The organism is Pontibacterium sp. (assembly GCF_041587635.1).
In the GTDB taxonomy this organism is placed as follows: Bacteria; Pseudomonadota; Gammaproteobacteria; order Pseudomonadales; family Balneatricaceae; genus Pontibacterium.
Genome location: NZ_JBFGYC010000094.1, coordinates 1 through 9,776 on the forward strand (window position 1 = coordinate 1; position 9,776 = coordinate 9,776).

At 51.5% G+C, this 9,776-nt stretch carries 11 protein-coding genes; 5 read left to right on the plus strand and 6 right to left on the minus strand.

The genetic code is table 11. The annotated features are described in order from the left end of the window. Both ABYW01_RS06940 and ABYW01_RS06945 read right to left on the minus strand, forming a co-directional pair. Window positions 1-894 (minus strand): amino acid ABC transporter substrate-binding protein (locus tag ABYW01_RS06940; RefSeq protein ID WP_372831770.1); only part of this gene is annotated, 894 nt, incomplete at its 3' end. Window positions 895-1,683: 789 nt separating this feature from the next. Further along, window positions 1,684-2,307: a LysE/ArgO family amino acid transporter gene (locus ABYW01_RS06945; RefSeq protein WP_372831760.1), complete on the minus strand. Its 624-nt coding sequence runs from the start codon at window positions 2,305-2,307 to the stop codon at window positions 1,684-1,686. 110 nt (window positions 2,308-2,417) lie between these two features. Between ABYW01_RS06945 and ABYW01_RS06950 the strand changes: the two genes are divergently transcribed. Then, window positions 2,418-3,344: a LysR family transcriptional regulator ArgP gene (locus ABYW01_RS06950; RefSeq protein ID WP_372831761.1), complete on the plus strand. Its 927-nt coding sequence runs from the start codon at window positions 2,418-2,420 to the stop codon at window positions 3,342-3,344. A 58-nt stretch (window positions 3,345-3,402) separates the two neighbouring features. On the opposite strand, the gene nfsB is transcribed toward ABYW01_RS06950, so the two are convergent. Genes nfsB through ABYW01_RS06965 form a run of 3 tightly spaced genes read right to left on the minus strand, consistent with a single transcriptional unit; the run spans window position 3,403 to window position 5,701 of the window. After that, window positions 3,403-4,056 carry an oxygen-insensitive NAD(P)H nitroreductase gene (gene nfsB / locus ABYW01_RS06955; protein ID WP_372831762.1) on the minus strand — a complete coding sequence of 218 codons (654 nt, stop codon included), beginning with the start codon at window positions 4,054-4,056 and terminating at the stop codon, window positions 3,403-3,405. A gap of 29 nt (window positions 4,057-4,085) precedes the next feature. Continuing rightward, window positions 4,086-5,189, minus strand: a complete 1,104-nt coding sequence (locus ABYW01_RS06960) for an alkene reductase (RefSeq protein WP_372831763.1) — start codon at window positions 5,187-5,189, stop codon at window positions 4,086-4,088. Then, window positions 5,186-5,701, minus strand: a complete 516-nt coding sequence (locus ABYW01_RS06965; RefSeq protein ID WP_372831764.1) for a hypothetical protein — start codon at window positions 5,699-5,701, stop codon at window positions 5,186-5,188. Before ABYW01_RS06965 ends, ABYW01_RS06960 begins: the two co-directional genes overlap by 4 nt. A 112-nt stretch (window positions 5,702-5,813) precedes the next feature. On the opposite strand from ABYW01_RS06965, the gene ABYW01_RS06970 reads away from it, so the two are divergent. Further along, window positions 5,814-6,713 (plus strand): LysR family transcriptional regulator, encoded by a 900-nt coding sequence (locus ABYW01_RS06970; protein WP_372831765.1) that lies wholly within the window; start codon window positions 5,814-5,816, stop codon window positions 6,711-6,713. 71 nt (window positions 6,714-6,784) lie between these two features. On the opposite strand, the gene ABYW01_RS06975 is transcribed toward ABYW01_RS06970, so the two are convergent. Continuing rightward, on the minus strand, window positions 6,785-7,765 hold the full coding sequence (locus ABYW01_RS06975; RefSeq protein ID WP_372831766.1) for a cytochrome-c peroxidase: 981 nt from the start codon (window positions 7,763-7,765) through the stop codon (window positions 6,785-6,787). A gap of 305 nt (window positions 7,766-8,070) precedes the next feature. Here ABYW01_RS06975 and ABYW01_RS06980 point away from each other — a divergent pair, with 305 nt between their 5' ends. From ABYW01_RS06980 to ABYW01_RS06990, 3 genes are all read left to right on the plus strand, one after another. Beyond that, on the plus strand, window positions 8,071-8,499 hold the full coding sequence (locus ABYW01_RS06980; protein WP_372831767.1) for a GFA family protein: 429 nt from the start codon (window positions 8,071-8,073) through the stop codon (window positions 8,497-8,499). A gap of 182 nt (window positions 8,500-8,681) precedes the next feature. Continuing rightward, a complete protein-coding gene (locus ABYW01_RS06985; RefSeq protein ID WP_372831768.1) occupies window positions 8,682-9,203 on the plus strand; it encodes a DUF1353 domain-containing protein in 522 nt (173 codons plus the stop codon). Between the two features lie 155 nt (window positions 9,204-9,358). Continuing rightward, a complete protein-coding gene (locus ABYW01_RS06990) occupies window positions 9,359-9,736 on the plus strand; it encodes a hypothetical protein (protein WP_372831769.1) in 378 nt (125 codons plus the stop codon). The last annotated feature ends 40 nt before the right edge of the window (window positions 9,737-9,776 follow it).

Below are 9,776 nucleotides of genomic sequence, written 5' to 3' on the forward strand. Positions count from 1 at the left end.
CACCTGCTTAACGATCTGGTAACCCCAGTCTTCGCTGATACCCAGACCTTTCGCCAGACCGGTTGATCCGCCCAGCAAGCGCTGGATATTCGGATTGGTAGAGGACTTCATTTCATCCACGTTGCCTGAATTAACGCCCAGCTCTTCAGCATTCAGCATCGCATTCAGTGACCACTTCACGATGTTGAACCACTGATCGTCGCCCTGTCGAACAACTGGACCCAGTGGCTCTTTGGAGATCACTTCAGGCAGAGCTACAACGGAACTTGGATCTTTCATGCGGGTACGCAGACCGTATGCCTGAGATAAGTCGGTGGTAAATGCATCACAACGACCGCTGTCGAAACTGGCAGACGCTTGCTCGTTGGTATCAAATACAACCGGTGTATGAGACAGGCCATGGGAACGGAAGTAGTCAGCCATGTTCAGCTCAGTGGTGGTACCGGACTGAACGCAGACGGTCGCACCGTCCAGCTCTTTCACACTTTTCAGACCCAGGTCTTTTTTCACCATAAAACCCTGACCGTCGTAATAGTTTACGCCGGCAAAGTTGATGCCTAGCTGACTATCACGGCTCAGAGTCCAGGTGGTCACGCGAGACAGTACATCAATCTCACCTGACGCTAATGCGGTAAAACGTTCTTTGGCGGTCAGTGGGATGTATTTAACTTTGGTGTTGTCGCCTAAGACGGCTGCTGAGACCGCACGGCAAATATCAACATCGAGACCTTTCCAATTCCCTTTGTCATCCGGGACCGAAAATCCGGGTACACCGCTGGTGACACCACAGAGGATGTGATCGCGTTCTTTGACTGTTTCCAATGTGCTTGCTGCATAGCTGGATGTAGCAAAGAACATTGACGCTGCGACTGAAGCAAATGCTACTTTTCTCATCATGTACTACGACCTCGAATGACCAATGAATGCTGTGTTATTTATTTTTTTTCTTTGTAAGTCGCTCAAACTGAACCGTTTTGTGAAAGATCGAGATCTTATTCGTCGGCACTGTTTTAAAGACTTAAATTAGATTAGTGGATAATTTCCTATTTGAAAATACGTTAATTTAAAAACCATGAAATATTATTAGAGGACTCATTTAATGTGCGTTTGCAGCATTATGTTGGTGCATGCTTTAGGCGTTGTTAATGCGCCTTTTCACGGAGATTAGGTCGATTTCTTTAGTGCGGATGCACAATTGTGGGGCGTTTATTTTAAGAAATATTTGTAGGCCTTAATCCTCATTTTTTGAGCGGATTGTTGGCTGTATGTGGTGGTTTTTGGCAGTTTTGTAGCATTTGGGGCTACTGGAGGCTTCTGGCGCGGCCTGTGAAACAGGATGTCTCGATATAAAATATCGATTGAGATGATAAAGCAATTAGATTGTTTCAGGTTTTAATTAACTTGGGAGTGACATTTTTGTTCATGATATATGACATAAATGTTCAGCTAGAATTTGTATGTTTTTTCAAGATTTATAGTTGATTAACAGTCTAGCGATTATTTATGGGTTTAAACTGTTTTTTGTGAGAACGGTGGGGTGATCTGAGTAATATGTTGATGGTTTGTATTTGAACTATCTCGAATATGACCCCGACACTATTTCATGCCGGGGCTGTTACAACGTGGTGTCTGGGCATCTGTCTTTGTGACCTTGTATGCCCCCCTTATCCCCCGTTAGCCCCCTTAGGTAAAAATCAGGCTGGCCGCGATCGACCACATCATCAGCGCAACACTCATATCTAAAATGCGCCATGCGATCGGCTTCGCAAATAGCGGGGCTAACCAGCGCGCGCCAAAGCTGAGCAGGAAAAACCAGATAAACGAAAAGCTGATCGCACCGGCAGCAAACCAGGCACGCTCGTCGGGTGCTTGCTGTCCACCAATGCTGCCGATCAGGACAACGGTATCCAGATAGACATGTGGATTCAGCAATGTGATCGCCAGTGTTGTCAGGATGGCGTGTGTGAGATTGCGGAGGCCGCGGCTTTCACTCTTCAGGCTGTTGTCCTGAAACGCGGCTCGGAAAGAGCGTAACCCATACCAGCCAAGAAACAGGGCGCCACCCCATTGGGTGATGGCGAGCAGTGTCGGTGATTCGGAGACTAAGACGCCCATACCCGCGATGCCCAATGTAATAAACAGCGCATCAAAAAGGCTGCATATACCGGCGATCGGCCAGTGGTATTCACGACGCAGTCCTTGTGTCAGCACAAACGCATTTTGTGCACCAATCGCCACGATCAGTCCGGCGCTGGTAGCTAAGCCTTTAAACAAGGCCAACAATTGGGCTGTCATCAACAGAGTCATCTGCCTTCCTCAAAATGGCTATAAACAAGGTGCAATAGGGATGGCGCTATTCTCAGTCAGGCGGTAAAGTAAGTAAAACTAATGTTATTGATGTTTGATAAGAGAGATTAATGGTGCTGGATCTGCGTCAGATGGCCGCCTTGGCTGCGATCATTGAGGAACAGAGTTTTGAAAAAGCGGCGCGTAAGCTGCATATCACGCAGTCGGCGGTCTCTCAGCGTTTGCGCCAGTTGGAAGAAAAACTGGGCCAAACGCTGGTGGTGCGATCGAACCCGATACAGGCTACCCGGGCAGGTCAGCAGGCAGTGAAATACTTCCGTCAGGTCAGCATGTTGCAGAATGAGCTGATGGATGAGTTGTCGCTGGAGCAACAGAGCGGCTACACCAAAGTGTCAATTGGAGTGAATGCCGACAGTCTGGAAACCTGGTTTCTGGATGCGATGGCCCCGCTGCTGAATGAGCGCAAGTTGTTGCTGGATATGAAGGTGGATGATCAGGACCAGACGCACCACCTGCTGCGTACCGGAGAGGTGCTGGGATGTATTACGGCCAGCCCGGAAGCGATGCAGGGGTGTAGCTGTATCCCGCTGGGTGTGACGCCGTATCGCTGCCTCGCCAGCCCTGAGTATATCGCCCGTTACTTTCCCGATGGGGTGGATGCGGCCGGTTTTTTCCGTGCGCCGGTGGCAGAGTTTAACAACAAAGATGAGTTGCAGAACCGCTATCTGGAGAAGTTTTTCGATGTCGCGCCGGGGGATTATCCCCGTCATCGTATCCCGTCATCCGTGACATTTTTTGAGATGATTTTGCGTGGATATGCCTGTGGTATGGTGCCGGATCAGCAGAGCCGGGAGATGGTTGCGGCGGGTAAAGCGGTGGATATGACGCCGGGGCGTTATCTGGCGATTCCGCTCTATTGGCATGTCTGGAACCTGAAATCAGATCTGGCGAAATCCCTGACCCATTGTCTGACCGATGCGGCGGTGGTGCATCTGGATAGCTTTGAGGACCATCCTGATTTGACCCATCCGGGTTAGATTGGTAAAGCGCCAGTGGTATCCATGCCACCGGCGCGTTCAGCACGTGCAGACGCGATTAGATATCGGTGAAGATCTGCTCAGCGGACAGGCGGGATTTTGGCAAAGAGGCGTTAAAGTCGGCTTCGCTGCGGTAACCCAACGCCACAACCACCAGACTGGTTAAACCTTTCTCACGCAGGCCCAGTGCGTTATCCAGAATCTTCGGATCAAAGCCTTCAATTGGGCAGGCATCCACTTCCAGCGTAGAGGCACCCAACAGCAGAGTACCGAGTGACAGGTAAACCTGCTTTTCGATCCAGTGCTGGGTGTCTTTCATATCAAACTTGTGCAGGTCGTAGTAGAAGCTACGCACGCCATGCTGGGTCTGTTTGGCTTCTTCGGAGGCAAAACGGCCGTCCTGGTCTTCCTGTTCCAGCACATTGTTCAGGTGTTCATCGTTCAGCTGCTGGCGGGCGCACAGCACCACCACGTGGGAGGCATTCAGGATTTTGGGTTCGTTGTACGGATACTCCGCAGACGTTGCACTGGCGACCTGTTTTTTACCTTCCTCGGTGCTGGCAATCACGTAGTGCCAAGGCTGAGAGTTAACCGATGATGGGCTGAAACGCAGCAAGGTGCGGATCTGCTCAAAGGTTTCATCGTTGATCTTCAGCACTGGATCAAAGGCTTTGGTGGAGTGACGGTTTTGTGCAAAGTGGGCGATGTTCATCGTTGTATTCCTGTCGTTGAGACGGCTGTTCAGCCATTTATATCTGCTGTTGGGTACGTGCTGTAACCGCTGATGCCGCCACCAAATAAGCTGTTTGCGTCAAAGTCAGCGAGCGGGATGTTCCGAGCCAGTCGATCGGGCAGATCCGGGTTGGCAATAAACGGTCGGCCAAAGGCCACCAGATCCGCGTGTTCGTTTTCCAGAATCGTTTCCGCGCGCGGTTTGTCATAACGTCCGGCGACGATAATAGTGCCGTTGAATGTCTCTCGTAAAGCGGTACGGAATCCATCTGGTATTTGTGGCGCGTCGTCCCAATCGGCTTCTGACAGATGGAGATAACCAATACCCGCTGTATTGAGATATTCCGCTGCGGTCAGGATCGTCTCGATAACGTACGGGCAGTCCATACCGCGTGCGGTGATGTAAGGTGCCAGACGTACACCCATACGGTCTGCGCCGATAACACCGGCAACCGTGTCAGTGACCTCTTTCAGGAAGCGCAGTCGGTTGGTCATGTTGCCACCGTACTGGTCTGTACGCTGGTTGGATGTACTGCGCAGAAACTGGTCGATCAGATATCCGTTGGCCGCATGAATTTCGACACCGTCAAACCCGGCGTCTTTGGCGTTGATCGCCGCCTGACGGTAGTCTTCAATCACCGCTTTTATATCATCTTCAGACAACGCGCGGGGTGTCGGACAGGTGACCATCTCACCGGCATACTCCCCTTCGGCAATCCACACCTCAGCATTGGGTGCCAGTGCAGACGGCGCAACGGGCGGTTCTCCATTGTGGAATACCTTATGAGACATGCGGCCCACATGCCACAGCTGCAGGAAGATCCGCCCTCCGGCACGATGAACTGCATCAGTGACCTGCTTCCAGCCATCGACCTGTGCCTGATTGTAGATACCCGGTGTAAAGCTGTATCCCTTGCCTTGGGGTGAGATCTGGGTCGCTTCGCTGATGATCAGTCCGGCGCTGGCGCGTTGGGCATAATATTCGGCCATCATCGCGTTCGGAATATCACCCGGTTGCGTGGTGCGCGAGCGGGTCATCGGAGCCATGACGATCCGGTTTGGCAGTGAGTGAGCGCCAAGTTGGTGTGAGCTGAACAGGGGAGAGAGGGTCATGAGAAAGTGTCTCCGTGGGGTGTTTGATCGTCCGGGCTGTAGTGATAGCTGGGCTTGATGGTGTGTTCTGTCGCGGGTGCTTTCGTTTGTTCTATTGTGGAGTGAAGTGGTAAATCCAGTTCAATCATCAGCTCGGCGCTGATGCGCACAAATATCTGCAACATATCTTCGTCCGGCACATTGGCGGTGTGGAACGGTAAGTTCAGATGCTTCAGTGTGTTGATAACGGTTTGTGTCTGCTTGGCCGTGGGCTGACCAGAGGCCGTAACACCTCGAAAAGCGATGTGGTTCAGACGGACCGATTCAGAGTTGTCTTCGGGCTGATCGATCAGGTGCCACACGGGCTTGTCTTCCTGATACAACCAGCGTCCGGAAAACGGAAACGGCGGTCGAAAGCCATCCTCTAATGCAAAGAGTGTCATCAGGTCCGTAACTGCTTTGGCGTCTGGCGTGGTGTTCAGGCTGATATGATCAAATGCCCAACTTAAACCGTCGATGTTGTTTGGGATCATGATGAATACTCGAATGAAGTCTTCAGTACGTTAGCGTTGAAGCCATCTTAATAGTCATATATGAATTGAAAAACAGCTTGAAAACCGAATTAGTTTCAAATTTTATTTGATAATGAAAGCATTTAAAGATCTCGAGTTTTTTATCTGCATTGCAGAAACCGGCAGCCTCACCGCTGCAGCGCATCGGCTTGATCTGACGCCTGCTGCGGCAAGTGCCGCGCTGAAGCGCTTGGAAGCGGAGTTGGCTGTGCAACTGGTGATCCGCTCTACCCGCAGCTTGCGCTTAACGCAGGAGGGCGAGGTGTTTTTGCGCTACGCCGAACAGTCATTGCAACTCATGCGAGAAGGGCTTGAAACGTTACAGTCGGGCCGGTCGCTGGTGCAGGGCGTGATTCAGCTGTCTGCGCCGTCTGATTTGGGCCGGAATCTTGTAATCGGGTGGTTGGATGCGTTTCAGGCGCAGTTTCCCAATGTTGAGATTCGCCTGCAGTTGTCGGATCGGATCGCGGATGTGTTTCGCCAACCGGTGGATGTCGCATTGCGTTACGGGCAACCGGCCGATGCCAATTTCGTAGCGATTCCGGTGGCGGCCAACAACCGCCGGGTATTGTGTGCTGCACCTGAGTACCTTGAACGTGTGGGTACGCCACAAAGCCTGCACGATCTAGATGCGCACAACTGCCTCTGTTTTATGGTGGGTGAGTATGTCCATGATCGTTGGCGGTTCTTTGGCGCGGACGGCGAAACCTCTGTATTGGTGTCCGGCAATCGTGTTGCAGATGATGGTGATGCGGTGCGCCGTTGGGCACTTGCGGGGCAGGGTATCGCATACAAGGCGGGCCTGGATATAGCTGAGGATCTGAAAGCAGGTCGTCTGGTGCGCCTATGTGAAGAATGGCAGGGCGAACCTGCGCCGTTGAATATGATCTGTGTGGATCGTCGCCAGCTAACGCCTGCGGTACGTGAACTACGTGATTTTTTGACTGAGCGTTGTGCTGAGCTGAGTGCGTAAACATCGAGAGACCTGAAGTCCGTGTGCGAGACACAAACTTCAGGCTTTGCACATGTTAGCTTTTACCAGAATCAGCCCGGATCAGGGCGGGGAGTATCATTGGTTGATGGTGGCAGCTGTGGCAGACGGAAGTTGGGCTGGTCACCGGTGAGGGTTTTCAGAAAGGCCACGATTTCGCCAATCTCCTGTTGCTTCAATTTCTGTCCCAGCTGAAGTTCTGCCATTACATCAACAGCCTCCTCCAGACTCCACACCGCTCCGTCATGGAAATAGGGGTAGGTGAGTTCAACGTTGCGCAGGGTCGGAACTTTGAACTTAAAGCGGTCGATCTCCTTACCTGTGACTGCTGACAGACCTGCTGCTGCGTTGTCGGTTTTATAGGGTTTTACTAATCCCATCTTCTGAAATGAGTTGCCTCCCAGGGCCTGACCGTTGTGACACGCGGTGCAACCCACCGATTTAAAGCGAGCGTAACCGGCTTTAGCGGTGTCTGAGATGGCAGATTCATCGCCTTTCAGAAACTGATCAAACGGGGCGTTAGGGGTCACCAGTGTTTCCTCGAATGCTGCAATGGCATCGGTGACCTGATCAATTCCGATCTGGTCATTGGTATACACCTGTTGAAAGGCCTGTTTGTAACCGGGGATGGTCTCCAGCACGTTGACCGCCAGAGAGTGGCTAAATCCCATCTCTTTAGGGTTGGCGATAGGTCCGCCCGCTTGCTCTTGCAGGTTTTTCGCTCTGCCGTCCCAGAATTGGGCCAGATTAAGACTGCTATTCAGCACAGTGGGTGCGTTGATTGGACCCAGCGCCCAGTTGTGTCCTATCGAGGTCGGCATATTATCCGTGCCGCCCATACTCAGGTTGTGACAGGAGTTGCAGGAGATAAAGCCCGATTTGGACAGTCGTGGATCAAAGTAGAGTTTCTTACCCAGTTCTACTTTGGCTTGATTGCTTGCTTGATAAGGTTCGATGGGTTGCACGGGTTCAGTCGCCAGTGCAGAAGAGGAGGTCAGGATGCCGATGAGGGCCAGACCGTATCGTCGATTCATGGTATAAATCTCCATTGTGAGCCCGCACGGTGGTTGGGTTTCCTACGCAGCCTGCCAGTTGAGAAGGAAGTCCGGCCACCTGTGGGTTTCCGTTTGCAGCAACATACGATGCTGCGTCTGTTTATTGGGACACCGTTTCCGGCAGCCCCACAGTAGTCCTTGCCGCTTTCATCGGATCTGACCTGCATCAACTGAGTTAATTAGCTTTGGCTATGCGGTTGATAGCGCATTGCTATATGGTGCTGATGGGAAAATCGGGTTATCTTCTTTCTAGCCATCATGCAGCCATGAGGAAGTGTTCCGATATGAGTGAAGTAGGTGAGAACATCACGGCAGGCAGTTGCCTGTGTGGTCAGGTCCATTATGAGATCAACGGTAGTTTGGGTATCTTTCAGTACTGTCACTGTTCCCGCTGTCGAAAATTCACCGGCAGTGCGTTTGCCTCCAACCTGTTAGTCAAACCTGATCAGTTCCGCTGGCTTGCCGGTCGAGAACATGTCGTTTCCTACTCACCTCCTGATACTAAACACTTCGCGACCGCATTCTGCCGTTGCTGTGGATCGTCTCTGCCTTGGGCTGCTAAAACGGGGAGGGCGGTGGTGATTCCAGCCGGTACGCTGGATGATGATCCCGATATCAAACCGGCGCAGAATATCTTCTGCGCATCACGCGCCAGCTGGTATACGTCACCCTCAGAACTGCCCGATTATGATGAGTTGCCGCCACGGGATTAAACGAGGCTTAGAGGGCAGAGTGTTGCCTCAAAGGTGGAGTTCAGGCTGATAGAGCAGGCGGTTTTTTATCTGCCTGAATATCGGGTACTTTGTATACAGACTGTACGGATGCAGTATTGAGTTGTGCGTGTTGCAACTCTCTTCCGGGCGTTTTTACTTACTCCCGATACAAGGATGTTGTCATGGATGCACACACGGTTACTCCCTCTCGAATGCCTAAACTCACGCCATTACCTATTCGCACCAAAGGTAAGAGTCTCTTCGCGCGTATCAAAGCCTGGGTCACTGATGTCAGACAATGGCAGCTGGTGGAAAACTGGGAATATGATCTGCCTGACGGTCGCCGGATTCTGATTCCGAAAGGTTTTGTATTTGACGGGGCTTCAATCCCGCGCCCCTTATGGGCCTTGCTTTCGCCCACCGGTTTATTGCTGATTCCCGGCCTGATTCATGATTTTGGCTACCGCTATGACTATATCTACGTCGTGGGGGAAGAGGGTGAAATCAGTAAGCAGGACGAAGGTAAAGGGCAGGATCACTGGGATGAAATGTTCTATCGAGTCGCTAAACAGGTTAACGGCATGAAACTGCTTGATTGGTTGGCGTGGTTAGCACTGACGAGTTTCGGTTGGTTGTCGTGGAAGTCGAATCGCGAGCGAAACGCGGAAGAGATTATCCCGACACGTGTTCGTGTTCCCACTTAAAGCAGCGGATTGGAAGAGATGACAATGTCCATAACGATCCTTATTTTTTCAGTTTGAATTCAAGTCGGTCGAATAAAGTAGTTGTTATTCGAATAACGGTTGAATGAGCGAATCGTCCGGGACCTAACAAATAGGGTGATAGGGGAGATATATCGATGCGAGTAATGTTAGCTGTGATTATGGTTTTGAGTGCGCCATTGGCGTGGAGTGCACCAGAAGACTTCCGGGATGGACAGGTACAAAAAGATAGCCGGGGTGAGTTACAGGCCTGGGATAAAGAGAACAGCCGTTGGGTGGGTATCGAAGCGTTCTGGGAAACCTATGCCGGCCGTAAAGGCGGTTATACCTGGGGCGATAGCACAGAATATCCGCCGTACAGTCAGGTAAAAGAGTTCGATACGCTGCTGATTCAGGTGGATAGTGGCCAATGTCTGATGGAGTTTTATCATTCGCGCTGGCGTCGTGCCAACGATGTGCGTCGCTGGGATGAGTCATTTAACGAATATGGCGGTTGTCCGCGGGTATTTGAGTAAAACACAGATCTAAATGTGCCTTTGTGGCATCCAAAGCACG

Excerpts from the sequence above, each read along its gene's own strand:
- ABYW01_RS06945 (WP_372831760.1), bottom strand. The coding sequence starts at position 2,307 with ATGACTCTGTTGATGACAGCCCAATTGTTGGCCTTGTTTAAAGGCTTA.
- ABYW01_RS06980 (WP_372831767.1), top strand. The coding sequence starts at position 8,071 with ATGAGTGAAGTAGGTGAGAACATCACGGCAGGCAGTTGCCTGTGTGGT.
- ABYW01_RS06970 (WP_372831765.1), top strand. The coding sequence starts at position 5,814 with ATGAAAGCATTTAAAGATCTCGAGTTTTTTATCTGCATTGCAGAAACC.
- ABYW01_RS06960 (WP_372831763.1), bottom strand. The coding sequence starts at position 5,189 with ATGACCCTCTCTCCCCTGTTCAGCTCACACCAACTTGGCGCTCACTCA.
- ABYW01_RS06975 (WP_372831766.1), bottom strand. The coding sequence starts at position 7,765 with ATGAATCGACGATACGGTCTGGCCCTCATCGGCATCCTGACCTCCTCT.
- ABYW01_RS06985 (WP_372831768.1), top strand. The coding sequence starts at position 8,682 with ATGGATGCACACACGGTTACTCCCTCTCGAATGCCTAAACTCACGCCA.
- ABYW01_RS06965 (WP_372831764.1), bottom strand. The coding sequence starts at position 5,701 with ATGATCCCAAACAACATCGACGGTTTAAGTTGGGCATTTGATCATATC.
- ABYW01_RS06990 (WP_372831769.1), top strand. The coding sequence starts at position 9,359 with ATGCGAGTAATGTTAGCTGTGATTATGGTTTTGAGTGCGCCATTGGCG.
- ABYW01_RS06950 (WP_372831761.1), top strand. The coding sequence starts at position 2,418 with ATGGTGCTGGATCTGCGTCAGATGGCCGCCTTGGCTGCGATCATTGAG.
- nfsB (WP_372831762.1), bottom strand. The coding sequence starts at position 4,056 with ATGAACATCGCCCACTTTGCACAAAACCGTCACTCCACCAAAGCCTTT.